22 protein-coding genes, 1 tRNA gene and 1 pseudogene are annotated in these 25031 nt (G+C 54.6%); 14 read left to right on the top strand and 10 right to left on the bottom strand.

Annotation, left to right across the window (positions count from 1 at the left end; translation table 11 throughout):
• Positions 1-118 precede the first annotated feature (118 nt).
• The gene (gene acnA / locus ACOOGA_RS10755) at positions 119-2794 is read left to right on the top strand and encodes an aconitate hydratase AcnA (protein WP_420428698.1); all 2676 of its coding nucleotides are present in this window, start codon (positions 119-121) and stop codon (positions 2792-2794) included.
• Positions 2795-2881: 87 nt separating this feature from the next.
• Here acnA and ACOOGA_RS10750 read toward each other — a convergent pair whose 3' ends face one another.
• Positions 2882-3520 (bottom strand): hypothetical protein, encoded by a 639-nt coding sequence (locus ACOOGA_RS10750; RefSeq protein WP_420428696.1) that lies wholly within the window; start codon positions 3518-3520, stop codon positions 2882-2884.
• 46 nt (positions 3521-3566) lie between these two features.
• Between ACOOGA_RS10750 and ACOOGA_RS10745 the strand changes: the two genes are divergently transcribed.
• On the top strand, positions 3567-4328 hold the full coding sequence (locus ACOOGA_RS10745; protein WP_417459505.1) for a DUF1223 domain-containing protein: 762 nt from the start codon (positions 3567-3569) through the stop codon (positions 4326-4328).
• A gap of 283 nt (positions 4329-4611) precedes the next feature.
• Positions 4612-6381: a DEAD/DEAH box helicase gene (locus ACOOGA_RS10740; RefSeq protein WP_417459504.1), complete on the top strand. Its 1770-nt coding sequence runs from the start codon at positions 4612-4614 to the stop codon at positions 6379-6381.
• Here the strand turns inward: ACOOGA_RS10740 and ACOOGA_RS10735 are convergent.
• Positions 6378-6884, bottom strand: coding sequence for a hypothetical protein (locus ACOOGA_RS10735; RefSeq protein WP_417459503.1), 507 nt, complete (start codon positions 6882-6884; stop codon positions 6378-6380). The two genes, ACOOGA_RS10740 and ACOOGA_RS10735, sit on opposite strands and share 4 nt — an antisense overlap.
• Positions 6885-6988: 104 nt before the next feature.
• Between ACOOGA_RS10735 and ACOOGA_RS10730 the strand changes: the two genes are divergently transcribed.
• A complete protein-coding gene (locus ACOOGA_RS10730) occupies positions 6989-8284 on the top strand; it encodes a hypothetical protein (RefSeq protein ID WP_417459502.1) in 1296 nt (431 codons plus the stop codon).
• Here ACOOGA_RS10730 and ACOOGA_RS10725 read toward each other — a convergent pair.
• The 5 genes from ACOOGA_RS10725 to ACOOGA_RS10705 form a co-directional block, all read right to left on the bottom strand.
• A complete protein-coding gene (locus tag ACOOGA_RS10725) occupies positions 8269-8577 on the bottom strand; it encodes a hypothetical protein (protein WP_417459501.1) in 309 nt (102 codons plus the stop codon). The genes ACOOGA_RS10730 and ACOOGA_RS10725 overlap by 16 nt on opposite strands.
• Positions 8577-9620, bottom strand: a complete 1044-nt coding sequence (queG, locus tag ACOOGA_RS10720) for a tRNA epoxyqueuosine(34) reductase QueG (RefSeq protein ID WP_417459500.1) — start codon at positions 9618-9620, stop codon at positions 8577-8579. The genes ACOOGA_RS10725 and queG overlap by 1 nt, the downstream gene beginning before the upstream one ends.
• Complete coding sequence (locus tag ACOOGA_RS10715; RefSeq protein ID WP_417459499.1) at positions 9621-10289, bottom strand: glutathione S-transferase family protein; 669 nt, start codon at positions 10287-10289, stop codon at positions 9621-9623.
• Between the two features lie 65 nt (positions 10290-10354).
• Positions 10355-14863 carry a glutamate synthase large subunit gene (gene gltB, locus ACOOGA_RS10710; RefSeq protein ID WP_417459498.1) on the bottom strand — a complete coding sequence of 1503 codons (4509 nt, stop codon included), beginning with the start codon at positions 14861-14863 and terminating at the stop codon, positions 10355-10357.
• An 18-nt stretch (positions 14864-14881) separates the two neighbouring features.
• Positions 14882-16309, bottom strand: coding sequence for an NAD(P)-dependent oxidoreductase (locus ACOOGA_RS10705; RefSeq protein WP_417459497.1), 1428 nt, complete (start codon positions 16307-16309; stop codon positions 14882-14884).
• Positions 16310-16699: 390 nt separating this feature from the next.
• On the opposite strand from ACOOGA_RS10705, the gene ACOOGA_RS10700 reads away from it, so the two are divergent.
• Positions 16700-17530 (top strand): undecaprenyl-diphosphate phosphatase, encoded by an 831-nt coding sequence (locus ACOOGA_RS10700; protein WP_417459496.1) that lies wholly within the window; start codon positions 16700-16702, stop codon positions 17528-17530.
• Positions 17531-17538: 8 nt separating this feature from the next.
• Here ACOOGA_RS10700 and ACOOGA_RS10695 read toward each other — a convergent pair whose 3' ends face one another.
• On the bottom strand, positions 17539-18480 hold the full coding sequence (locus ACOOGA_RS10695) for a complex I NDUFA9 subunit family protein (RefSeq protein WP_417459495.1): 942 nt from the start codon (positions 18478-18480) through the stop codon (positions 17539-17541).
• A 213-nt stretch (positions 18481-18693) separates the two neighbouring features.
• On the opposite strand from ACOOGA_RS10695, the gene ACOOGA_RS10690 reads away from it, so the two are divergent.
• Positions 18694-18780 (top strand) — tRNA-Leu (locus tag ACOOGA_RS10690).
• Positions 18781-19171: 391 nt separating this feature from the next.
• Here ACOOGA_RS10690 and ACOOGA_RS10685 read toward each other — a convergent pair.
• Entirely contained in the window at positions 19172-19396 is a 225-nt protein-coding gene (locus ACOOGA_RS10685) for a helix-turn-helix domain-containing protein (RefSeq protein ID WP_420428694.1), read from the bottom strand.
• 165 nt (positions 19397-19561) lie between these two features.
• On the opposite strand from ACOOGA_RS10685, the gene ACOOGA_RS10680 reads away from it, so the two are divergent.
• The 8 genes and pseudogenes from ACOOGA_RS10680 to ACOOGA_RS10645 all read left to right on the top strand — a co-directional run.
• A complete protein-coding gene (locus ACOOGA_RS10680) occupies positions 19562-19771 on the top strand; it encodes a hypothetical protein (protein ID WP_420428692.1) in 210 nt (69 codons plus the stop codon).
• 4 nt (positions 19772-19775) lie between these two features.
• A complete protein-coding gene (locus tag ACOOGA_RS10675) occupies positions 19776-20975 on the top strand; it encodes an Arm DNA-binding domain-containing protein (RefSeq protein WP_420430667.1) in 1200 nt (399 codons plus the stop codon).
• Positions 20972-21403, top strand: coding sequence for an antitoxin Xre/MbcA/ParS toxin-binding domain-containing protein (locus ACOOGA_RS10670; RefSeq protein WP_420428690.1), 432 nt, complete (start codon positions 20972-20974; stop codon positions 21401-21403). The genes ACOOGA_RS10675 and ACOOGA_RS10670 overlap by 4 nt, the downstream gene beginning before the upstream one ends.
• Positions 21404-21426: 23 nt before the next feature.
• The gene (locus ACOOGA_RS10665) at positions 21427-21618 is read left to right on the top strand and encodes a hypothetical protein (RefSeq protein WP_420428688.1); all 192 of its coding nucleotides are present in this window, start codon (positions 21427-21429) and stop codon (positions 21616-21618) included.
• 37 nt (positions 21619-21655) lie between these two features.
• Positions 21656-22264, top strand: coding sequence for a metallophosphoesterase (locus ACOOGA_RS10660; RefSeq protein WP_420428686.1), 609 nt, complete (start codon positions 21656-21658; stop codon positions 22262-22264).
• Positions 22261-22860 carry an exonuclease domain-containing protein gene (locus tag ACOOGA_RS10655; protein ID WP_420428684.1) on the top strand — a complete coding sequence of 200 codons (600 nt, stop codon included), beginning with the start codon at positions 22261-22263 and terminating at the stop codon, positions 22858-22860. Before ACOOGA_RS10660 ends, ACOOGA_RS10655 begins: the two co-directional genes overlap by 4 nt.
• Before the next feature lie 423 nt (positions 22861-23283).
• Entirely contained in the window at positions 23284-23433 is a 150-nt protein-coding gene (locus ACOOGA_RS10650) for a hypothetical protein (protein ID WP_420428682.1), read from the top strand.
• Positions 23434-23454: 21 nt separating this feature from the next.
• Positions 23455-23755: pseudogene (locus ACOOGA_RS10645) on the top strand (IS3 family transposase); the annotation flags it as partial.
• Between the two features lie 62 nt (positions 23756-23817).
• On the opposite strand, the gene ACOOGA_RS10640 reads toward ACOOGA_RS10645, so the two are convergent.
• Complete coding sequence (locus ACOOGA_RS10640) at positions 23818-24885, bottom strand: NAD-dependent epimerase (RefSeq protein ID WP_420428680.1); 1068 nt, start codon at positions 24883-24885, stop codon at positions 23818-23820.
• Positions 24886-25031 lie beyond the last annotated feature (146 nt).

The raw sequence follows: 25031 nt of genomic DNA, 5'->3' as shown, positions 1-25031 counted from the left end.
CCGCTCTTGCATGCAAGGTAGTTCGGCCCGAATAACGTCAGTATTCAGCCAATTTTTGCGCTTTCCCCTGCGCAAATTCGGCCTATCTTAAACCCTTTGAACTGGAGGGCACGATCTTATGGCATCCGCACCGCAAGACAGCTTGAATACCCGCCGTACGCTGACGGTTGGAAGTAAAGAATATGATTATTACAGCCTGAAAGCCGCCGCATCCAAGATTGGCGACGTTTCCCGCCTGCCCTATACGCTCAAGGTTCTGCTTGAGAACCTCCTGCGTTTTGAGGACGGCACCAGCGTTACCACCGCTGACATCCAGGCCCTCGCCGATTGGCAGAAGAACAAGCGTTCTGACCATGAGATCGCTTACCGCCCAGCCCGCGTCTTGATGCAGGATTTTACCGGCGTACCAGCGGTTGTTGATTTGGCTGCCATGCGCGCCGCAATGGCCGAGATGGGTGGGGATCCTGAGAAGATCAACCCACTCGCGCAGTGTGATCTGGTGATCGACCATTCTGTCATGGTGGACAAGTTCGGCACACCGCAGAGCTTCAAGCAAAACGTTGACCTTGAGATGGAGCGTAACGCGGAGCGGTATGAATTCCTCAAGTGGGGCCAGTCAAGCCTTGATAACTTCAACGCTGTACCTCCGGGAACCGGGATCTGCCATCAGGTGAACCTCGAGTATATCGCCAAGGCGGTTTGGACGGCTGAAGAGAATGGCCGCACCGTTGCCTTCCCTGATACATGCGTCGGCACCGACAGTCACACCACTATGGTGAACGGCCTTGCGGTTCTTGGCTGGGGTGTGGGCGGTATCGAGGCGGAAGCCGCCATGCTTGGCCAGCCGGTTTCCATGCTGATCCCTGAGGTTGTTGGCTTCAAGCTGACAGGCAGGCTGCAAGAAGGCATCACGGCAACCGACCTTGTGTTGACCGTTGTGCAGATGCTGCGCGAAAAAGGCGTGGTGGGTAAATTTGTTGAGTTCTACGGCTCAGGCCTTGACCAACTGACACTTGCTGATCAGGCAACCATCGCAAACATGGGCCCGGAATACGGTGCCACATGCGGCTTTTTCCCGATCAGCCAGCAAACGCTTGATTACATGAACTTTACGGGCCGTGATGCGGAAACCCTGGCCCTTGTTGAAGCCTATGCAAAAGAGCAAGGCATGTGGCGCGACGGCAACTCGCCTGAGCCTATCTTCACAGATACACTTGAGCTTGATATCTCATCCGTCAAGCCATCGCTTGCTGGCCCGAAACGCCCGCAGGACCGTGTTGAGCTTGCTGTGGCCGCAGAAGAATTTGACAAAGTTCTGGCGTCTTTTGGTAAAGACGGCACCGGCGAATTTGCCGTGGCTGGCGAAGACTATAAACTGAAAAACGGCGATGTCTGCATCGCGGCTATCACCAGCTGCACCAACACATCCAACCCGGATGTGCTTGTTGCAGCGGGCCTTATTGCCAAGAAAGCCAACGAGCTCGGCCTGAAGCGCAAACCATGGGTGAAAACATCACTTGCACCCGGCTCCCAGGTTGTGACCGACTATCTTGACCGCGCGGGGCTTACCGAGCATCTCAACGCTCTTGGTTTCAACCTCGTTGGGTATGGCTGCACCACCTGTATCGGCAACTCCGGCCCGCTGGATGGCCCGATCTCCAAAGCCATCAATGAAAACGACATGGTGTGCACCAGCGTGCTGTCCGGTAACCGGAACTTTGAGGGCCGTGTAAGCCAGGACATCAAGGCTAACTATCTTGCCTCACCGCCGCTGGTTGTTGCTTACGCCATCGCTGGTTCGATGAAGATCAATGTCACAAAAGATCCAATTGCGACCGACAAAGACGGCAACGATGTTTACCTCAAGGACCTGTGGCCAACAAATGCAGAGGTCAAGGCTGCCATCGCATCGGCCCTGACCCGCGAAATGTTCATCGAGCGTTACGCCAATGTCTTTCTTGGCACCCCTGAGTGGCAGGCGGTGCCCGTAAGCGAAGGCAAAACCTACGAGTGGAACGACAAGTCGACCTACATCCAGCACCCGCCTTATTTCCAGGGCATGGGGCATGACGTGGCCGACACCGCCAATATCACCGGCGCCCGTCCGCTCGCCCTTCTGGGGGACAGCATCACCACCGACCACATCAGCCCCGCAGGCGCGATCAAGCCAGACAGCCCGGCCGGTCAATACCTGCAATCCAAAGGCGTTGCGGTTGCTGACTTCAACAGCTACGGCTCCCGCCGCGGCAACCACGAAGTGATGATGCGCGGCACGTTCGCGAACATCCGCCTGCGCAACCTAATGGCACCGGGCACCGAAGGTGGCTGGACCACGCATCAACCGTCTGGCGAGGTGATGAGCATTTATGATGCCTCCATGAAGTATCAGGAAGCTGGCATCCCGCTTGTTGTGGTGGGCGGCAAGGAATACGGCACAGGCTCAAGCCGTGACTGGGCCGCAAAAGGCACCAACCTACTTGGCGTGAAAGCCGTGTTAGTTGAAAGCTTTGAACGTATTCACCGCTCAAACCTCGTTGGTATGGGCGTTTTGCCCCTTCAGTTCAAGGATGGCGACAGCCGCGAAAGCCTTGGCCTTGTGGGCACAGAAACCTTCGATATCACCGGCATTGAGGGCAGCATCAGCCCACGGCAGGATGTGAGCGTGACCATCAATTACGTCGATGGCACCTCCAAATCCATCACGGTTCTTTGCCGGATCGATACGGAAAACGAGGTCGATTATTATAAAAACGGTGGCATCCTGCACTATGTGCTGCGCCGCCTCGCTGCCTAATCTCAAGCAGCTAAACCAAATGCAAAAAGGGCGGCCTTCGGGTCGCCCTTTCCTGTGTCAGAGTTCGCTGGCCCAATCGGTAGTGTGCTATTTCTTGGCAACCACCCGGTGGGTAGGTTTCTTCCGCTGTATTTCCCTGATGAACGACATCAGATAACGGGGCGCGCCTTCCTCATCCACCACTGGCATATCAATGATATCTGCAAACACATGCTCACGACCAACATGGGGCAAATACCCCTTATAACGGCCAATGAACGGGCCGGTCAGCAGCTCGCGGAAATAGACGTCAATATCCTGCAGGCTTGGGCTCTTGACCTCCGAAACACTCATGCCCTGCCATAACTCGCCGCCATAGAGCGTTTTATAGGTTTCCCCCAAGATACGCATGTGGCCTTCAGCCAGGTCTTTTCCGAACTCAATCAGAAAAAAGCTCGAATGCCAGCCGCGCAGGTCCCGAAAGGTAATGGCCTTTCGGCTGGGCATGGCATGCCCTTCACGTTTCTTGCGGTAAATCTCAACAACAGTCTCGAAACCCGGAATAACCGGCAACTCGCCGTCCAGCGGGTAGAAAAAAAGTTTTCCCTGCTCTCGCTCTACTATCTTGCGTGGTGCTGTCTCAACTGTCGAACCGGCATCTGGGCCGGTATTTTCTGTTTTATTTGTTAAATCAAAACCATCCATGGCATATAGCGCCTCATACTCTTGAACTGGTGCCCGGCTCACACACAGGTGATTGGCAAGTGACCTATACTCTACGTAAGTTAGAAACATGAGAAAGTGGTTAACAACAGCATTTTTTATCATGAGCCTGGCGGTGCCTACATCGCTTGCATCAGCCGATGACGCGCGCCTGACAGTGGTGGAACTTTTCACCAGCCAGGGCTGCTCAAGCTGTCCTCCCGCCGATGCGGCGCTCAAGTCCATGAGAGACCGGCCCGGCATCCTCACCCTCTCCTGGCCCGTTGATTATTGGGACAGGCTTGGCTGGGAAGATACCTTCGCTCTCCCCCACAATGCCATGCGTCAGGCCGCCTATAACAAGCGCCTTGGCCGCGGCGGCGTTTTCACCCCGCAAATGATTGTGGACGGGCGCATCCAGTGTGTGGGTTCCAAACCTGAAAAGGTTCGGGGTTCAATTCAAAAAGCACGTGATATCGAGCGTATGTCACTAAGCCCCAGCCTAAAGCTCGCTGGTGACACTGTATCTGTCGACCTGCCCGCCACCAACCTACAGGGCACAGCCGCCGTTCGTGTTGTGTGGTTCCTGGCGGACGCGGAAGTTGAGATCGGGGACGGGGAAAACCAAGGCAGGCGCCTGCACTATACTAATGTTGTGCGCGCAACCGACCTTGTTGAGATGGAATGGAACGGTGCCGCACGCACGCTCAAACTCAACAGCACAGACGGCACCGAAGCAGGCGCAGACCATGTGGCGATCCTTATTCAGGCAGACTATGGTCACGGCCCGATCATTGGTGCCGCAAGCCTCAGCCTTGGCGAAAACACCGCAACTTCTTCCGCAAGCCGCTAAACTGATTCCTTGACATTCCGGTTCACACGCGTCATAGAGCGCGCGGCGAATATGACCGCCGCATGTAAAATTGCGGCATGGGCAGGCGAGCCGCCCGGATGTTTCGGGTAAAATGCCATGGCCCCATTAGAACGAAGTTTCCCGTGCGAAGTCGCACAAAACCCACCGCTGCCACTCAGATGGCAAAGCTACCGGTTAAGGAAAAGGCGTTCCCGCCAGTATTGAGAAACGCCCCGGTCTGCACAAACTTTGTACCAGGGCCTTAACCGACGCTAGGATAGAAATGACCGACTTCAGTACGCTCGCTTTGAGCGCACCTGTGCTTCGCGCTGTCGAAGAACAGGGTTTTACCACGACGACCGAAATTCAAGCTGCAACAATTCCAGCCCTTTTGAACGGCAAGGATGTGATCGGCATCGCGCAAACAGGCGGCGGTAAAACCGCAGCCTTTGTATTGCCGATGATTGAAAAGCTCATGACCTTTGGTGACAAGCCAAAGCCCGGCATGCCGCGCGCCCTTATTCTCGCGCCAACCCGTGAGCTGGCCCTGCAGATCTCTGAAACCGTGCGCGAGCTTTCCCGCCACACCCCGCTTAAAAATTGCACCATCTTCGGTGGCGCGCCATACCGCACACAAATTCATATCCTGCGCCGCGGCGTGGATATCCTTGTGGCAACCCCCGGCCGCCTGATGGACCACATGAAACAAGGCAACATCTACCTCGATGAAGCCGAGTATTTTGTGCTTGATGAAGCTGACCGCATGCTCGACATGGGGTTTGTGGACGATGTGCGCCAGATTGCTGGCAAGATGATGAACAGCCACCAGTCGGTGATGTTCTCTGCTACCATGAACCATGGTATTCGCAGCCTCGCGGGCACGCTCCTCAATGAGCCTGAGCACATTGAAGTCTCGCGCGAATCAACTGTTGCAGACAATCTTGCGCATAAGGTTCTGTTTGTTCCTTACGACAAGAAATATGACCTGCTGCTGCACCTCATCAAAACCAAGAATGTAACCAAGTCGCTGATCTTTGTACGCACCAAGCGTGAAGCCGATGAGCTGAGCGACTTTCTGGCGGACACAGGTTTCAACACCGATTCGATCCACGGTGACAAACAACAGCGCATGCGTGAACGCATCATCCGTGGCTTCAAGACCGGCCGTACAGACTTCCTTGTTGCCACAGATGTTGCGGCACGCGGCATCGACGTGAAAGACATCGGCCATGTCTTCAATATCGACGTGCCTGTGGAAGCTGAAAGCTATGTACACCGTATCGGCCGTACGGCTCGCGGTGGTGCTTCCGGCGAGGCTTATACTCTTTGCAGCAAAAGCGAGTTCAACTTGCTTCGTGCCATTGAGCGCCTGATCAAGCTTGATATTGAAGTGGAAGAGGGTCACCCGTTCCCGCTTAAAGCAGCCTATAACAACAAAGGTAGTGTTGGCGGGCGTCCGTTTGCACACAAAGGCGGTAAGCGCCCGTTCGGTGACAAGAAACCTTACGGCGCCAAAAAGCCGTTTGGTGCGAAAAAACCTTTCCGTGCAAAATCGGCTGATGGTGGCTGGCGCCCAGAGCGTGAAGACACAGAGGGCAAAGGCCGTACCGGCGGCAAGCGCCGTGATGGCCGCGATAATGTACGCTTCGAAGGCCGCAAGGATGACCGTTTTGAGGGTCGCAAGGAAGGTCGCTTTGAAGGCCGTTCCGAGAATCGTTCCGAAGGCCGCAGTGAAAACCGTAGCGAAGGTAAACGTGGCGATTTCCGCAAGAACGATGGCCCACGTACCGAGGGCCGCAAGCCAGAGGGTAAAAAGTTCGAAGGCAAGAAGTTTGAGGGCAAAAAATTCTCTGGCCCACGTTCAGACCGTGCTGACGACCGCAAGCCTGCTGGCAAGCGTGCTGAAGGCGGCAAGCCGTTTGCAAAACGCACTGAAGGCAAAAAGCCTGCTGGTAAAAAGTTCGGCGCTGGCAAATTTGTCGCTAAAACTGGTGGTAAGCCAATGCGCGCAAAAACGGCTGGTTCGCAGCCACCACGTCGTAAGTCAGCTTAAGCTCGCCGACGACGCGGACCCATCAGGAAAAAACTATAGAGGAAGGCGAGATTGCCTTCCTCATCTGCCGCAGGCAGGTCAAGCACATCAAATGTGCGGTGCGCACGCCCCTCGAACGGGATGATGCCGGAATACCGACCGTAAGTTCCCCCCGACTTGATTGCCTTAAAATACTCCGCATAATCTTCAAACGCGACGTGAGGCAAACTTGAGAAACGGTCTCCCGTTTGCAGGGTATGGCCAAACATATCCGCGATATCATTGCCGATAATACGAAACTCCAGATCCCCACAAACCGGAAGGCGCGACATAATCATACGGGCGTGCCAACCAACAAATCCCTGAAATAACAGGTCCACCCGACGGGGGATATTGCCTTTCTCAAGGGATGGTTCCCAAAGCCCGGTGATTTGCGAAAACTGCGCGAGCGCTTTATCTGTCGCCCCGTTTGACGTCAGGCTCTTGAGCTCATACGTCTTGGCAAGATAGTCTGATGCGTCCATCGACCTGGTCTCTTTCGATGCCTTAGTACTACTCAATACGTTTAGCACGGGTTCAATCATCCAATTTTAATTGCGCGGATGGAAACTGATTATAATATGAGGGCATGAACAAAAGGTTTATCCGCGCAGCGCTCGCATCCACCTTGCTTTCCCTCACCATGGGGACAGCCCTACCAACTTTTGCCTTTGCGGAAGACGAAGAGGCTTTTGAAGCCAGCCAGGCGGCACGAACCAAAGCGACGGAGGCGTTCCAGGCAAATGATCTGCCTGCGGCCCTTCTGGCAATGGAAGAGGCCTTGCGCCATCGGCCCGGCCACGCTCTTCTGCTAGCGAATGTGGCCTATCTGGCCGCAGCAACAGGCGATGGTAGCCGCGCGGTTGAAGCAGCCAAAGAATATGCGGCCCTTGGCCTTGTGCCGGGCGCGGCAATTCGTGACAAAATCAAACAGGCGATCACACCGAATGCCTGGCGTACCCTTGAAGCGGCCTTTGAAAAAAACACTACGCCAGTGAGCTTTCCATGGATTGAAGCGGCACTGCCCGCTGACCTTGAGCTTGTAGAAGGCATCGCGCTTGGTGAAGACGATACACTATATGCGGCCACTGTTGTCTCTGGCGGCATCTACCGGGTGGAGCGGGGCAAAGCGACACTTCTGGTGGATGCCAAACAACATGAGTTTGGCAGCTTTTTCGCCATAATGATGCATGAGGGTGCGCTTTATGCGACCTTCGCCCGTATTGAACAAACGCCGGGGCATGAAGGGGACGAAGGCCAAACCGGCCTTGCAAAAATTGACCCAAAAACCGGTGATGTACTGTTTACCTGGGTGCTGCCCGGTGGCACCTCGAACCAACAAATCGCTGACCTTACTGTCACTGATGATGGCACCATCTACCTGAGCGACGCCGGGGGCAAAAAGGTCTGGCGGGTTGTGGGCGAAGGCCTTGATCTCGCCTTTAGCCATGACGGCTTCATGAGCCCACAGGGTATTGCCAAGCTTCCCGGTATAGGTCTCGTGCTGGCAGATTACGGACGCGGGTTATGGTTGTTGGATGAGGAAACCGGCGGCATTACTTTGATGGACGTACCTGCAAACACCACGCTTCTGGGCATTGATGGGCTGATCGCCCACAAGGGCAAACTGGTTGCCATTCAGAACGGCGTGAACCCGCAGCGCATTGTTGAGGTTAGCTTTGACGGGAAAGCCATCTCTGGTGTCACGGTCATCGCACAAGAGCTGGAAGGCTGGTTTGAGCCTACACTTGGTGTCAGCACACCGCGCGGTATCCTGTATGTCGCGGCCAGTCAGTGGCCCAAGTACGGCAAATGGGGTGCGATCCGGGAAGGGCACGCAGAGCCTGCCCCCACCCCGATCATGTTCCTTCAAGACAAGGACTGAGCCTTGCTATCGCTGACCAGATCATAATGGTCCGGCAACAAAAGGCGATCATACACCGCAACCTTCACCTTGTACCCGGGCCGATAGAAAAATGGCGCGAGTGTCTCGATCGCCTGTATTCGGCCATCATCAAAACGCACGGTAATCGTTCGCCAGCCGCCTTCACCGTCCTCTAGCGAGACCACCTCTGCCGTCACCACACGGGCTGGCACATCCGGTATTTTGATCGAGAACCACGCCGCCGCGATCAACAGCACGGCCAGAAATCCTGTTCGCCAATTCAGCATTCGCATCACCCTTCCCCAAGTTCACGAAGCGCCCAAGATGCGGCATCCCTGACCACATCGCTTTCATCTTGGCAGAGTTTTTTCACCGCTGGCAAGTGGCTATTGTCGCCCGAGTTACCGATGGCGTAGAGCACATTGCGCACAAACCGGTCGCGGCCAATGCGTTTTATCGGGCTGCCGGAGAACACCTCCCGAAACGACGCATCATCAAGGGAGACAAGGTCTGCAAGCGCAGGCGCCCCCAGTTCTGCCCGTGCATGAAAGGCGGCCTCATGGCTTGCTTTGGCGAATTTATTCCAGGGGCAGGCGGCCAGACAGTCATCGCAACCATAGATGCGGTTGCCCATCGCCCGGCGAAATTCATCATCGATGGGGCCTTTGTGCTCAATGGTGAGGTAAGAAATGCAGCGCCGCGCATCCAGCTGGTAAGGGGCGGGGAAAGCATCCGTCGGGCAGGCATCAAGGCACGCCCGGCATGAGCCACACTGGTCCCTGTGCGGCTGGTCTTCCGCCAGGGCCATGTTTGTGTAGATAGCACCGAGGAACAGCCAGCTACCAAATGCGGGGCTGACCATGTTGGTATGTTTGCCCTGCCAGCCAAGCCCCGCCGCGGCAGACAGCGGTTTTTCAGGCACAGGTGCCGTGTCCACAAAAACCTTCAGTTCGCAGCCATAGCTTTCCACAATCCAGCGGGCAAAAGCCTTCAGGCGTTTTTTTATCAGGTCGTGATAGTCCTTGCCCCGCGCGTAAACAGAAATATTGCCAAATGACGGTGCATCAAGCAGCGCACGCGGGTCTTCCCTGGGGCCGTAGTTTACACCCAGCATGATCGCGGAGCGCGCCTCCGGCCATAGGTTTTGCGGGCCTTCCCGGTGATGAAGGCGCTCCGCCATCCACGCCATGGTGCCGTGCCGGTCCAGTGACACAAACTCACGCAGGCGAGCCGCTACTTCAGATGATGTTACCGCCGTGGTAACCCCGAAAGTATCGAACCCGAGCTCAGATGCTTTGGCTTCAAGCTCGGCGCGGATATCGCCGGGCGTGCCCATTCAGAAATCCAGTTCCTGATAGTGTTTTGGCGGGGTAAGGCCGGTGATGCGGTCAGCCAGCAGCGCCCGGATCGACCGGCGCGACTTCACCCGCACGTACCAGTCCTTGACCATCGGCCACTGTTCCCACGCGATATCGCCAAAATAATCCACCACCGAGATATGCGCGGCGGCAGCGGCATCAGCCATGGTAAACTGGTTGCCCGCCAGATAGTGGCGGCGTTCGGCCAGATAGGTGATGTATTTAAGGTGAACCTTGAGGTTATGGGACGCGCACCGGATAGCTTCAGAATCAGGCTCCCCCATGCCAAGGAAACGTTTGAGCAGCTTTTCCGACACCGTGTGGCGGGTTACTTCCGTGCCCAGCTTTGAATGAAACCAGCCCGCAAGGCGGCGAATTTCGTACCGTGTGTCAGCATCGCCAATCAGAAGCGGCGGCTCAGGGATCACTTCTTCCAGATACTCCGCGATTGCCATGGTGCCAGAGTAAGCATGGCCATCATCCATCACCAGCACAGGCACTTCGCCTGCCGGATTAAGGGCAAGGAATGCGGGTCTGCGTTCCCACTCTTTCTCCAGTCGCATATCAAAATCGACGCGCTTCTCGGCAAGAAGCACGCGTATGAAACGAGCGGCGGGACTGAGCCAATGATGATAAAGCGTAGGCATGACAGCCCCCTTCTTAACCGAGAATGCGGGGGCCGCCAAATGGGAAAAATACTTTCTGCCAACAATTACGCTGTGAGTTTTTCGCCTGCCTGTTCGTCGCTTACAGGATGAGCGAGCCTGTCGATCATTTCCTTCGGCACAACCTGCCAGAAACTGCCGCGCTTGGCCTCCCAGTTCGAGAGCACTGTCGCGCCCCAGCGGGAGTGCGTTTCTTCAACATGTTCTTCAATAAGAGCCTTCAGCACACCTTCCCAATGCGCGCTTGAGAGCCGGTTATAAAGCACCGAATCGTCATTCACATGCTCTTCAAACGTGCCTTGTTCATCCAGTACAAAGGCCATGCCGCCGGTCATGCCCGCGCCAAAGTTGTCCCCAACAGCGCCGAGGATCACGGCTGTGCCGCCGGTCATATATTCGCAACCATTTGCGCCGCAGCCTTCAACCACCACATTGGCGCCTGAGTTTCTGACCGCAAAGCGCTCACCCGCCTGGCCTGCAGCATAAAGCTTGCCCGCCGTGGCACCATAAAGCACCGTGTTGCCGATGATGGTATTGTCCTTGGAGTTGAAAGACGCCCGGTTTGATGGCCGCACCACAATCGTGCCGCCCGAGAGGCCTTTGCCAACATAGTCGTTCGCGTCACCAGCCACCTCAAGCTTCAGCCCCTGCACCGCAAAGGCCCCGAGCGATTGCCCGGCAGAGCCCCGAAGCCGCACTGTCACATGGTCTGGCTTCAACCCGCTCATGCCAAAGGTGCGTGTGATCTCGCTTGAGAAGCGCGTGCCGATAGCACGGAGCGTGTTCTGCACCGAGTATGTCAGCTGCATTTTCTCACCTTTGGAGAAAACAGCCTTGGCATCTTCAAGCATCTGTGCGTCCAGACTGTCCGGCACTTCGTTGCGGCCTTCAAGCGTACACACAGAACGTCTATTGCGGCCGCCCACCTGTACCAGAAGCGGGTTGAGGTCGAGGTCATCAAGGTGTTCCGCACCGCGGCTGACCTGATGCAACAGATCTGTGCGGCCGATGATATCGTCGAGCCGTTCCACACCCAGTTCCGCGAGAATCTCACGGGTTTCCTCAGCGATAAAGCTGAACAGATTGACCACCTTCTCCGCCGAACCGTCGAATTTTTTACGCAAGTCTTCATCCTGTGTGCAAATTCCAACCGGGCAGGTATTAGAGTGACACTGACGCACCATGATGCAGCCCATGGCCACAAGGGATGCCGTACCAACACCGTATTCTTCCGCCCCCAGCATAGCGGCGATAACAACATCACGGCCGGTGCGAATGCCGCCGTCTGTGCGCAGCGTCACGCGGTGACGAAGGCCGTTGAGCATCAGCACCTGATTAACTTCCGCGAGGCCAATTTCCCATGGCGTACCAGCGTATTTGATGCTGGTTTGCGGGCTGGCACCCGTGCCGCCTGAATGGCCGGACACCAGAATGACATCCGCGTGCGCCTTCGCGACACCTGCGGCGATTGTGCCAATGCCCGCTGAAGACACCAACTTCACGCATACTTTGGCGCGCGGGTTGATCTGCTTCAGGTCATAAATCAGCTGGGCGAGGTCTTCGATTGAATAGATATCATGGTGCGGCGGCGGGGAGATCAGCGTCACACCCGGCGTGGAATGCCTGAGCTTCGCGATCATTTCCGTGACCTTGAAGCCCGGTAGCTGGCCACCTTCGCCCGGTTTGGCGCCTTGCGCGACCTTGATCTCAAGCTCTTCACACGCGTTCAGATATTCTGCCGTTACCCCAAAACGACCGGAGGCGACCTGCTTGATCGGGCTGTTGGCATTATCACCATTCTCATAAGGCTTGTAGCGAGATTTGTCCTCACCGCCTTCGCCGGAGACCGACTTGGCGCCAATGCGGTTCATGGCAATGGCAAGCGTTTCGTGCGCTTCTTTTGAGAGCGCACCAAGCGACATGCCGGGCGTGATGAAACGCTTACGTATCTGGGTGATCGATTCCACCTCGTCAATCGGCATGGCTTTCTCTGGCCGACGGAAGTCAAGAAGGTCCCTCAGGTTCACCGGCGGCAGGTTATGAAGCCCGCGCGAGTAGGTGAGATATTTGGCATAGTTGTCTTGCCCAACTGCGGTTTGAAGCAGGTGGATGAGCTGGCCATCGTGAGCATGCACTTCGCCGCCACGGCGATAGCGGTACAGCCCCCCAATCGGCAGTGTAAGCGCGTCTTCCTCAAACGCCTTGGCATGCTGCTCAAGCACCTTTTTCTGGATACCGGAAAGGCCGATACCGGAGATTTTGGTCGGCATACCGGGGAAAAACTCAGCAACCAACGAACGGGAGAGCCCGAGCGCCTCGAAGTTGTTACCGCCCCGATAGCTGGAGATGATCGAGATCCCCATCTTGGACAGTATCTTGAGAAGACCCTGATCAATGGCGTCCGCCGCGCGAACAACGGCTTCATCAAGGCTCATGTCACCAAAAAGACCTTTGGCATGTCGGTCCGAGATGGCGTCCTGCGCCAGATAGGCGTTCACTGTTGTGGCGCCCGCGCCAATCAGCACCGCAAAATAATGCGGGTCAAGGCATTCGCTCGCACGCACGTTCAGGCTTGTGAAAGTGCGCAGGCCTTCGTTCAGAAGGTGCGTATGCAAGCCGCCCGCCGCCAAAATCATTGGCACTGGCGCACGGTCTTCATTGATGTTTTCATCCGTCAGGAACAGGTGCCCCCGGCCCTCACGCACCGCGTCTTCGGCTTCGCGGCGGATACGGTCGATGGCAACGCGCAGCGCGCCTTTGCCTGCTTTTGCATCAAAGGTACAGTCAATCACCTGCGCCGATTCGCCAAAATGCTTGATCAGTGTGTTCCATTCCCGGTTGGTGATGATCGGGCTGTCGAGCACGATAGAACCAGCTTGGGTGTGGCCTTCATCAAGCACGTTGGCAAAGTTGCCAAAACGGGTCTTCAGGCTCATCACCCGGTGTTCGCGCAGGCTGTCAATCGGCGGGTTGGTGACCTGGCTGAAATTCTGCCGGAAGAAATGCGACAGGTTACGGTATTGGCTTGAGAGCACCGCAAGCGGCGTATCATCGCCCATGGAGCCAATGGCTTCCTTGCCCGTTGTTACCTGCGGGTGCAGGATAAGCTCCAGGTCCTCATGGCTCAGACCCGCCACGATCTGGCGGCGCTTGAGGTCATCACCCGCAAAGCTTGGCATCTCAGGCCCACGATAGTCTGGCAGCGAATCGATACCACCAATATCCATCGCCCATTCTTCAAATGGTTGCGATGCAGCGAGCTTATCCTTGATTTCCCGGTCATGATAAAACTGTCCGTCCTGAAGGTCGAGCGCGATCATCTGGCCAGGCCCAAGCCTGCCTTTTTCACGCACGTCTTCTTCATCCACAACAACCATGCCTGTCTCTGAGCCAACAACAAGGAAACCGTCGTTCGTAACGGTGAAACGCATGGGGCGTAGACCGTTCCGGTCAAGCCCCGCCACAACCCAGCGGCCATCCGTGGCCGCGAGTGCGGCCGGGCCATCCCACGGCTCCATCACAGAGTTGGTATAGGCATACATGGCGCGGTGTGCTTCGGGCATGCTGTCCTTGTTGGACCATGCTTCCGGCACCAGCATGGTTTTCACCATGGGCGCAGACCGGCCCGCGCGCACCATCACCTCAAACACGGCGTCAAGGGCGGCGCTGTCTGACGCGCCTTTGGGCACCACCGGTTTGATGTCTTCCGAATTTTCACCAAAGGCAATAGAGGCCATGCGGATCTGGTGGCTGCGCATCCAGTTCACGTTCCCACGGATCGTATTGATCTCACCGTTATGGGCGAGCATACGGAAAGGCTGAGCCAGCCACCACTGCGGGAAGGTGTTGGTTGAATACCGCTGGTGATACACCGCGAAGGAAGAGACGAAACGCTCGTCTTCCAGGTCAGGATAAAAGGTTGAGAGCTGCTCCGCGAGGAAGAGGCCCTTATAGATAACCGAGCGGCAGGACAGCGAGCAGATGTAAAAATCACCCACTTGCGCCTTGATCACGGCGGCCTCAATGCGGCGGCGAACCACGTACAGTTCACGCTCGAACGTTTCTTCGTCCACGCCCTTTGAGTTGGCGATCATGATCTGCTCAATCTCAGGCCGTGTGGCCTCGGCTTTTTCACCAATCACATCGATATCAACCGGCACCTGGCGCCAGCCGTAAATGGTATAACCAAACGCGAGGATCTCTTTTTCCACAATCGTGCGACAGGTTTCCTGTGCGGGCAGGTCAACACGCGGCAGGAACACCATGCCAACAGCCAGCCGGCCCTCCGCGGGTTCATGGCCTGTCGCGCGGACGTGCCCTTTGAAAAACTCCTGCGGGATTTCCACATGAATGCCCGCACCGTCACCGGTTTTACCGTCTGCATCCACGGCACCCCGGTGCCAGATGGCCTTAAGCGCTTCAATCCCCATCAGCACCACGCGGCGTGACGGTTTGCCGTTCATGGCGGCCACAAGGCCTACACCACAGGAAGATCGCTCTTCCGCTGGATCATAAAGGCCTACAGGGCCCGGTACATGCTCGCTGAACTGTTGCATTTCCTTGGGTTCCCTTCTTTATGCGGCGACTTGCGCTTTTTCGCGCAGATATTGTTTGATTTGGGTGGCAGCGTCGCGGCCATCACGAATGGCCCACACAACAAGTGAGGCACCACGCACGATATCGCCTGCGGCGAACACACCGTCCAGATTGCTCATCATCGTGGAATGATCCACCGTCACGGTGCCCCAGCGGGTTACGCGCAGCTCCGGCGCGCCAAAAAGGGCGGGCAAGTCTTCGGGCTCAAAACCAAGCGCCAGCACAGCCAAATCACAATCAAGCGTAAAACTTGATTCGGGTACAGGCTCAGGCGCCTGACGGCCAGTGGCATCCGGGGCGCCAAGGCGCATTTTATAAGCGCGTACAGCTTCCACATTCTCATCGCCAAGAAAGGCCTCCGGCCCTGAGAGCCAGACAAATTCAACACCCTCTTCTTCCGCGTTTTGCACTTCACGGACGGAACCCGGCATATTGCCCCGGTCACGGCGATAAAGGCATTTCACCGATTTTGCCCCCTGGCGCACGGCAGTGCGCACGCAGTCCATCGCGGTGTCACCACCACCAATAACCACAACGTCCTTGCCTTTGGCGTCAAGTGCGCCGCTTTCAAACTCAGGCACCTTGTCACCAAGGCCTGTTTTGTTGGACGCGATCAGATAATCAAGCGCCTCACGGATATTTCCAAGGCCAACGCCTGGCACCTTAAGGCCCCGCGCGCGGTACACGCCGGTAGCAATCAGAAGCGCATCATGTTTCTCGCGAAGCTCGTTCAGCCCTTCCTTGTTACCCACCTCAAAATCCAGATGGAAGGTGATCCCGGATTGTTCGAGCCTGCCTGTGCGGCGGCCAACAATGTCTTTCTCCAGCTTGAAGCCGGGGATGCCATATATAAGGAGGCCGCCGGCGCGGTCGTGCCGGTCATAAATATGCACCTGAAAACCCGCTTTGCGGAGCTCTTCAGCCGCCGCGAGCCCCGCAGGGCCCGCGCCAATAATACCCACACTCTCTTTCAGTTCACGCCTTGGTTTGATCGGGCCAATCCAGCCCTGATCCCACGCATTGTCTGTGATGAATTTCTCCACACTGCCGATGGTGACGGAATTGAAATCCTTCTCGATCACACAATTGCCTTCGCACAGGCGGTCCTGCGGGCAGATGCGGCCACAAATCTCGGGCATATTGTTGGTGGCGGATGAGATTTCATACGCTTCCTGAAGGCGGCCTTCGGCGGTGAGGCGCAACCAATCGGGGATGTTGTTCCCAAGCGGACAGTGAATTTGGCAAAACGGCACCCCGCACTGGGAACACCGGCTGGATTGCTCTTTCGCGCCAGCCACATTGTAGCGCGCGTAAACTTCCGCAAAATCACCTGCGCGTTCCTTGGCGGAACGCTTGTCCGGCATTTTTTGGTCGATCGAAACAAATTTCAACAGATCGTCGGCCATAGGGCACCCTTCTTGGTCTGACAGTTTATTGTGCGAAATCGCCGGTGGTCAGCACTAGAGAGATAGCGGCGGACCCTGAATGACAAAGGAAACCTTGGGCGGCTTCTTAATCTTTGTCGGGGTCGTCGGTTGGTCTCCAGGATTGCAAGTAATTTTACTGTCCGCGATTCCGATGTTGCGCATTATATGTTCAAGTTTCGTGAATTTCACGCAAAAAATATACTATAAGTCAATAAAGCTGTCCTATTATTTCTAAGCTGCTTGAATCTAACGATTCTTTTTGGGTCTGAAAAGCCTAAATTAGTACAATATTGGTACTATATGTTTCCTCGCCAGCAGAAAATAGTCTTGATATAAGACAAACACAGGGAGTGAAGGGGAGAACCACACGTGACAGCCTTGCATCTGTTTGTCCTGGCGATCGTTCAGGGCATCACTGAATTTCTGCCGATTAGCTCATCTGGCCACCTTGTATTGGTGCCCGTGCTCACCGGCTGGCCGGACCAGGGGCTTCTGATGGATGTGTCCGTGCATGTGGGCACGCTCGTAGCCGTGCTGTTATACTTTCGGGACGATACCAAGGGTCTGTTTCTTGCGGGGCTGGGCGCCGTGGGCGTTGGGCCCGCCCGCCGTGCCGTGGAAGGCACCATATATGGCAAGCTTTTCTGGGCGCTGGTGATCGCCACCCTGCCGACCGTTGCTGCCGGAGTGCTGTTTAAAGTCTCCGGGCTGGCGGACCTGACGCGCGGTGCAGCTATAATCGCCACCACCTCCATCGTATTTGGTCTTCTTCTTTATATAGCGGACCGTCGCGGCAGCACGGAGAAGGCGCTTGAGCGCATGGCCGTCAAGCCCGCCCTTATCATCGGGCTCGCGCAAGTGCTGGCCCTCATTCCCGGCACCAGCCGCGCGGGCATCACCATGACAGCCGCGCGTTATCTCGGGTTCAACCGCACAGATGCGGCGCGTTTTTCCATGCTGCTTTCCATCCCCACCATATTGGGCGCCGGGGTGTTTCTGATGAAAGACATGAGCGAAAGCCACGATCCGGTCTTGTGGGTGCATGCCGGTTTCGCCGCCAGCCTTTCGTGCCTTGCGGCGCTCGCGGCTATTCATTTCCTGATGAAATGGCTGGAGCACGCAAGCATGACCATCTTTGTGGCTTACCGCGTGCTTCTGGGCCTCGGGCTTTTTGCCCTTATCGGCATGGGCTTAATTTAATCCTGCGATCAGGAAGCCTTGAACTGGCCGTGGCGTTTGTGATGCACCATATAGCTGGGCAGTATGGCCTCAATTCGTGATGGCGTAATCCCAAACGCGGCAAAGCCCGGCGCGCCTTCTGGCACCACATTATCCACCCGCAACAGTTTGACCTGATCCCGCGTGAGCGGCGGGTTTGGCAGCATACCCAAAAACAGCGCCTGCATATCTGCGATCCACCACGGCACGCCCACAATAGGCCGCTTCACCCCCGTGTAGCGCATCATGGCCTCAAGGCAGGCGCGAAGGCTCAACACTTCCGGGCCACCAAGGGAGAAGGTTTTGCCCGCAAACGCTTCTCCGCCAAGGCTGGCTTTCACGATTGCTGCTGCCACATCATGCACATAAACCGGCTGGAATTTGGTCTCCGCCCCCGGCACAGGCAGCACCGGCAGCATGGCCGCAAGCGACGCAAAACGGTTGAAAAAGCCGTCTTCAGGCCCGAATACCACACTGGGGCGAAAGATCGTGGCCGTCGGGAAAGCTTCAAGCACCGCCTCTTCGCCCAATGCCTTGGTGCGGGCATAGTCGCTGGCTGACGCGCGCTCGGCCCCAAGGGCTGACATATGCACAAGGCCTTGAACGCCTGCGTCCGCTGCCGCGTGCGCCACAAGCCCGGCACCCTTGTGTTGCAAGGCCTCAAAGGTCTGGCCACCCGAGTTATAAAGCACGCCCACAAGGTTGATGACACAGTCCGCACCTGCAACCGCACGGCGCACAGAAGCCTCGTTTTTCAGATTCGCCGCAATGGGCTGCACCTGCCCAACGTCCCCGAGCGGCTTGAGAAAAAAAGCCTCCCCCGGTCGCCTCACCGCGACCCGCACCAGATCGCCGCGCGCCGCCAGCTTTTCCACCACATAACGCCCGATAAAACCTGAACCGCCAAAGACCGTAACAACACGCGTTTTCATGGGGTAACCTCCTGTGTGCAAAGAAACATTCAGCCAAGGCTATAGTGTAAACCGAGACGGAGCGTACCGCAACGTCAGCCGCCCGGGCCGGGCTTTTTACGTGGCCCCACGCACGACTGCGCAAAAATAAATACAAGCCCCGTGCATTTTTTGAGTGTGAGTGCTTGACAGCCGCCCCCGCCGCGCGGTAAATCCCGCCGACCAATCGAGCGTGCCCAGATGGCGGAATTGGTAGACGCGCTAGCTTCAGGTGCTAGTGTCCGTATGGACGTGGAGGTTCGAGTCCTCTTCTGGGCACCATTCAGAAACCCTTTGTTTCCAAATGGATACAAAGGGTTTCTGCTTTATTATTCACAGTTTCAAGCGTGGAATTTCCCCTCAGGGACCACAAAGAGACCAAATGGGTACCAAGGCATATACAGCACTAGCTGTTTACACGACTCTAACCCGTTCTGACCTACCCTATTGCTGTGTATAATCTCCTACTACGCAAAATAGTCTTCAGTAACTATAATAGCCATCGCATGGATGCGTTTATCGCTATCCAGATTGCCACAACATTTTTCAATAAAAGCAGTCTGCATTGGACAAACAAGATACCACTGGGATCTGGTTGTTCTCAGATGTCAACGCGCTTACCGTCGTTAAATACCCACCCGAAATCTTCCGAAAAGAAAGTATGCCCACCACCTCAGGAATCAGGCATATATTCCAGCAAATCCTGGATCTTGCAATCGAAGTAGGCACACAGTCGATTTAGGTTTTCGGTTTTGGCATTGTAGTCGTGCACAGACTGCATCTTAGACAATGTTGTCTTACTGATCCCCGTTGCTTCGGCGATTTCATCCAGCCTAATCCTCCGCTTTTCAGCGATTTCCTTTTTCGCCACCAGCTCCCTAAGCAATATCCGAATCATATCCGCCTCGCATCTATCTCTAACTGATTAAGTAACACGGCAACTTTTCAAAGCCTACGGAAATAAACTTAAGCGTGCTTAATTTTTCTTGTTGCCAAATCACAGTTAAATATGTTTAATTATACTTATATATAACAAAGTGTGGATCAGCAAAGGGACTTGAAAATGACCTACCTAACAACATTTGAGCTTTCAGAACGCATTAAATACGACCCCCGCACCATCCGAAATTGCTTGAAAGATAGCGTCCTGCTCGAAGGTATTCACTACATCCGTCCATTTGGAGGGCGCAAAATTCTCTACATCTGGGAGAAAATTGAAAAAGACATGGCAATGTCGCCATCCGTTAGCTCGTTACTTGCAAATATTCAGTAAGGAACTGGGCATGGCTACTGTAAACGAAAAAAATGGGAAGCTTTTCATTGACTTCCGATACAAAGGGATCAGATGCAAAGAATATACGCGATTGCCAGACAAACCCCAGTATCGCAAGAAACTAGTAGAGATCGCGAGGCGAATTGAGGCAGAAATTACTTTAGGCACGTTTGAATATGCCAGGTACTTTCCCAACTCAAATCAGGTAGAAAAGATCAAGCTCAGCGAAAGTCGATCTGCCTGTGCACGATCCGGCATGCCCACCTTCAAGGAATTTGCGGAAGTATGGTTTTTAGAGAAGCAGCCTGAATGGCGGAACAGCTACATCTCCAATATTCGGCAAACGATGGACAAATATTTGCTGCCCGCGTTTGGAGGTAAGCCGTTGAATACGATTACCAAGGCAGACATTTTAGCGTTCCGGAGCGACCTCGTTCTGCAGAATGGATTAAAAGGCAGAAAACTATCACCGTCACGCATCAACCATATCCTAACGCCCGTTCGGCAGATTCTGACGGAGGCATCAGACCGCTATAATTTTCAAACCCCGTATAGGAACATCAAACCCATCAAGGTACCCCGATCAGATGTCGAACCTTTCACCTTGGAGCAGGTGCGGCTAATTTTGGATCATATCCGTAAGGACTTTAAGTCCTATTACACAGTACGTTTTTTTGCTGGCCTGCGAACCGCTGAGATCGATGGACTACCCTGGGACGCTGTTGACCTGAACAGACGCCAGATCCTCGTGCGGCAAGCCATCGTGAACCGAGAGATCGTGCCAACCAAAACAGACGGTTCATACCGTACTGTTGATATGTCCGAACCGGTCTACCAAGCCATGCTTAAGCAGCAGAAGGCCACAAGAGGACAAACCTATGTGTTCTGCAACGCAGCCGGACAACCACTACGGCACAATGATGTCACCAAAAAAGTCTGGTACCCTATTCTAAACCTTCTAGGCCTTGCAAAGAGACGCCCCTACCAAACGCGCCACACGGCTGCAACGTTATGGCTGGCAGCCGGCGAGAACCCCGAATGGATTGCTCGGCAGATGGGACACAGCAACACCAAAATGCTGTTCGAAGTCTACAGCCGATACGTCCCAAACCTTACCCGCAGAGATGGCTCCGCATTCGAGCAGCTACTGAAGGCCGAATTTGGCTCCAACTCATCCACGACAGACAAGGAAGTGCAGTCATGAACAACTCAACCAAACAAACCTCGACGCATGCAAGCCTTCTGCCGCCGGATCCATTTCGTCAGAAGATCGTGATCGAACTGGCCTGCACGATCATGACCAAGTGGCAGTTGAAAGACTATGACCAGTTTAAACTGACGGGACTACAGAACCGGTTTGAGTTCCAAATGTGGAAGCAAAAAGCCTTCACGGTATTGACCCCCGATGTATATGTGAGGTTGACCGCCCTTGTTGAGCTGAACCGACTGTTGAAAGGGGCCAGCTCTTCCCCTGAACAAACTTCTATTTGGCTAAACACACCGAACCCGGTTTTCGATCTTGAAAGTCCCCTAGCCTATATGCTGTCACACGGCCTCAAAGGCATACAGGATGTCTGTAAGGCTCTCTATTCGGATGAGCAGAAGTATCTGCACACCACCTTCCTCCATTAGCATTCATACCCAGGGAACAGATCATGACACCCACTGACGTCACACCTGCTGTAAGACCAGCCAAGCCCTGTGCGCCAAGGAAGTTTGCCTCGAACTATCTGAGCACATGCCACAAGGAGTTCATCGCCTGGCTCTATGAGCAGGCTGCAAAAGGAAGCTATCATCTGTTGGTGGTTTTGATGGGCTTGCTCTCAGAATACGCTCACTGGAACTGACAACCGAAAAACTGATAGACACAGGATATTTCCCGGAATGCGTAAACTCCCCACCTACATTCATCCGAGCCATAAGGTGCTGAGGCGTACTGGTCACGGCCGCACGTTCGTCTGTGGAGGTCTGCATGGCTGTTACGATGAGTTGATGTGTGAACTGAGTGCTGTAGCATTCGACCATAACAAGGACACCCTGATTGGTCTCGGGGATCTAACCGACCGCGGCACCAGATGTTACGAATGCATCAAACTGCTCTCGGAGCCGTGGTTCACAAGTATTCTTGGCAACCACGATGAGATGATGCTGAACGCAGTCAACGCACGGTCGGACAAATCCTTCTGGCGAGCAAATGGCGGCGGCTGGTTTGATCAGTTGAGTTTTGCTGAGCAAGAAGAAGTTCAATTCATCTGCGAGCAATATGTCGAACATCTACCGCTCAGCATGACACTGATCCTGCCGGACGGCGCGCAGGTCGGGCTCATCCATGCCGACACGCCCAACAACTGGCGTGAAGCCATTGAGCTTGGAAACTCACTTAAGGAGCTTCAGGGGAATATCGCCCTTCAACAGCAAGCTGACAGCATGGTTAAACGCCCGGACATCCTGTTTGATCCCCTTGGCGAATATCCGATGGGAGATAACGCGTGAAGCTATTCCTATGCATCGACCTTGAGGCTACCTGCTTTGACAGGGATATTCTTGGTCGTGAACAAACTCACCGGGACATGGAAACCATTGAGATTGGAGTAGTCGCGCTGAACAATCAGGGCACAATCATTGACACCTTCCAGTCCTATGTGAAACCGACATATACGGAGCTATCACCCTATTGCACGTCTGTCATTGGCATCACCGCTGACATGCTTGTAGGCGCCCCCAACTTCCCGGATGTAATCGCACGGTTGGCTGAGTGGCTTGCAACCCTCCCGGCTCAACCTGACTGCTGGTACTCATGGGGCAAATATGACCTTAAGCAGCTTACGCTTGATGCAGGCCCGGAAAGGTGGAAGCTCGCACTCCCACTTCCAGAGCACCGCAATGCCAAGCGGCTATTCCAGCGCCGGAACCTCAAAAAGAGCAGAGAGGTGGGCCTTTTGAAAGCGTTGGAATTGACCGGATTAGAGTTTGAAGGTCGGCATCATTCGGCAATCGACGATGCCAAAAATGTGGCGAGGCTTTTCCACCAGTTTCACCAACATGAAACACCAATCCACCCAGCACTGTATGTGCGCAAAGATTCCTGATCCACGTCGCGTCATTCTATGGTCACGCAACACTGAGACCTCCACGTGCCAATAATACAGCGAGCCCTCAGCTTTCAGGTTAACTTGATAGATACCCGCGTTATCGCTACCTCGATTAGACAGGTCTCGATTTGAGTAGCCCCCAGATTTCTAGACACCTTGCTTGGTAAAAAATGAAGCAAGGAGTTTAAGTAAGTCGACAGGTGTTCGTTATACGGTAGAGTTCGAACGAGACGCGGCCCTGGTGGTTGCTGATTGAGGTTATTCGGTTCTTGAGGGTTGCCGCCCGGCTGGGGATCAGCACCAAGTCGCTTTACGGTTGGAAGAAGCGGTGTCACAAGCCGGGGCGTCAGATCAGGCAGGAGGCGGTGGACGCGGTGGAGATACGGCGCCTGAAGGCGGAACTGGCCCGGTTACCGAGGAATGGGACATCCAAAAAAAGGCCACGGCGTACTTCGCAAGAAAAGCCAAGTAAAGTACACCTTCATCAAAGCGCACCGGGGCCTGTTCCGGGTGCGCGTGATGTGCCGTGTGTTACCGCTTCTACGCCTAGCGGCGTTCGCCATTGAGTGAACGAGCCAAGGTCCGAAGGAGGTCATCCATTCAGACCAAGGTAGCCAGTTTACCAGCCATGATTGGCAAAAGTTCCTGGGAACCCACTATCTGGAGCCGATGTTGGAACTGTCACGATAATCCGGTTACTGAAAGCTTCTTCCAGCTCCTCAAGCGGTAACGGATCCGGCGTCGGACGTACCGGGACGGCACAGAGGCTCGCCAGAATGTCTTTGATTACATCGAGTTTTTCTATAACCCAAAACACGAGCGTGGTGACAAGGGGATGCTGTCACCCGTCGAGTTCGAACGGCAGCGAAATTGGAAAGCCCAAGGTGTCTAGAAATCTGGGGGCTACTCATGTTGATGACCGGCCACATCTTTGCATCGACGGTACATATTCGGTCAAAGGCCATAGTATTCCTTATACCAGTCGATAAATTTCCTAATACCTAATTCGACCGGAGTAGATGGCTTATAGCCGACCTGCGCATGCAAGGTTTCTACCGATGCACTGGTTTCCACCACATCTCCCGGCTGCATAGGGTGGAAGTTTTTCTTAGCTTTCCGGCCCAGGCAGTCTTCTAAAATTGCGATATAGTCCATCAACTCTACGGGGTTGCCATTACCAATGTTGTGGATACGCCATGGCGCAGTAGAAGAGCAAGAAGAGGGGCAGTTTCCATTCCAAGCGGGATCTGGCGTGGCTGGATTGTCAAAAGCACACACAACGCCGCAAACAATATCGTCAATAAACGTGAAATCGCGCTTGTGGTTGCCACTATTGAATACGTCAATTGGTCTGCCGTCGAGAATTGCCTTGGTAAACAAGAACAGTGCCATGTCAGGCCGACCCCAGGGGCCATAAACCGTGAAGAACCGCAGACCAGTGGTAGGAATGCCGAAAAGGTGACTATAGCTATGGGCCATCAACTCGTTGGCACGCTTCGTGACGCCATAGAGCGAGACTTGATGATCAGCGGGATTTTCCACAGAGAAGGGCATATTTGTGTTTGTGCCATAAACTGAACTGGTGGAGGCGTAAACAAGATGCTTCACTTTATTGTGGCGGCAACCTTCTAGAATGGTCAGGAAGCCAGAGATATTGCTATCAATGTAGTCAAAGGGCTCTTTCAACGAGTGACGCACACCAGCTTGTGCCGCCAGATTTATGACCCCGTCGAATTTCTCTAGTGCAAATAAATTTTCCACACCAGACTTATCTTCAAGATTCATTTTGACGAATGAAAATGACCCCATACCTATAGCGGAAGTCTGAGCACCCTCATAAATATTCTCTTTGAGGGCACCCCTAGCAAATTTCTGAATACGCTCAAGTCGTGCCTTTTTGAGCGATACATCATAGTAATTATTTAGGTTATCCAGCCCCACGACGTCATTGCCACGTGCTATTAAATAAAGACAGACATGGCTTCCAATAAAGCCTGCGGCACCGGTAACAAGAATTTTCATACCTGCTTAATCCCAATTCGTTAATGATATACTCTCATTTGTACCCATTATTCTTTTGAATCTGATCCTGGTATACACTTCTAGTAAAAATGTGACAGATAAATGTATCTCAATGGCGTGCCGATATGGGAATTGTTGACGAAAAT

Source organism: Kordiimonas sp., assembly GCF_965216265.1.
Taxonomy (GTDB): Bacteria; Pseudomonadota; Alphaproteobacteria; order Sphingomonadales; family Kordiimonadaceae; genus Kordiimonas.
The sequence above is the reverse complement of the archived record's forward strand: the minus strand, read 5'-3'. Positions and strand labels throughout refer to the sequence as shown.

Coding starts and splice junctions, on each gene's coding strand:
- ACOOGA_RS10695 (WP_417459495.1), bottom strand. CDS start 18,480: ATGAAAACGCGTGTTGTTACGGTCTTTGGCGGTTCAGGTTTTATCGGG.
- ACOOGA_RS10730 (WP_417459502.1), top strand. CDS start 6,989: ATGAACAAAAGGTTTATCCGCGCAGCGCTCGCATCCACCTTGCTTTCC.
- ACOOGA_RS10715 (WP_417459499.1), bottom strand. CDS start 10,289: ATGCCTACGCTTTATCATCATTGGCTCAGTCCCGCCGCTCGTTTCATA.
- ACOOGA_RS10745 (WP_417459505.1), top strand. CDS start 3,567: ATGAGAAAGTGGTTAACAACAGCATTTTTTATCATGAGCCTGGCGGTG.
- queG (WP_417459500.1), bottom strand. CDS start 9,620: ATGGGCACGCCCGGCGATATCCGCGCCGAGCTTGAAGCCAAAGCATCT.
- ACOOGA_RS10735 (WP_417459503.1), bottom strand. CDS start 6,884: ATGGACGCATCAGACTATCTTGCCAAGACGTATGAGCTCAAGAGCCTG.
- ACOOGA_RS10660 (WP_420428686.1), top strand. CDS start 21,656: ATGCGTAAACTCCCCACCTACATTCATCCGAGCCATAAGGTGCTGAGG.
- ACOOGA_RS10725 (WP_417459501.1), bottom strand. CDS start 8,577: ATGCGAATGCTGAATTGGCGAACAGGATTTCTGGCCGTGCTGTTGATC.
- gltB (WP_417459498.1), bottom strand. CDS start 14,863: ATGCAACAGTTCAGCGAGCATGTACCGGGCCCTGTAGGCCTTTATGAT.
- ACOOGA_RS10705 (WP_417459497.1), bottom strand. CDS start 16,309: ATGGCCGACGATCTGTTGAAATTTGTTTCGATCGACCAAAAAATGCCG.
- acnA (WP_420428698.1), top strand. CDS start 119: ATGGCATCCGCACCGCAAGACAGCTTGAATACCCGCCGTACGCTGACG.
- ACOOGA_RS10650 (WP_420428682.1), top strand. CDS start 23,284: ATGGGACATCCAAAAAAAGGCCACGGCGTACTTCGCAAGAAAAGCCAA.
- ACOOGA_RS10640 (WP_420428680.1), bottom strand. CDS start 24,885: ATGAAAATTCTTGTTACCGGTGCCGCAGGCTTTATTGGAAGCCATGTC.
- ACOOGA_RS10680 (WP_420428692.1), top strand. CDS start 19,562: ATGACCTACCTAACAACATTTGAGCTTTCAGAACGCATTAAATACGAC.
- ACOOGA_RS10670 (WP_420428690.1), top strand. CDS start 20,972: ATGAACAACTCAACCAAACAAACCTCGACGCATGCAAGCCTTCTGCCG.
- ACOOGA_RS10740 (WP_417459504.1), top strand. CDS start 4,612: ATGACCGACTTCAGTACGCTCGCTTTGAGCGCACCTGTGCTTCGCGCT.
- ACOOGA_RS10665 (WP_420428688.1), top strand. CDS start 21,427: ATGACACCCACTGACGTCACACCTGCTGTAAGACCAGCCAAGCCCTGT.
- ACOOGA_RS10685 (WP_420428694.1), bottom strand. CDS start 19,396: ATGATTCGGATATTGCTTAGGGAGCTGGTGGCGAAAAAGGAAATCGCT.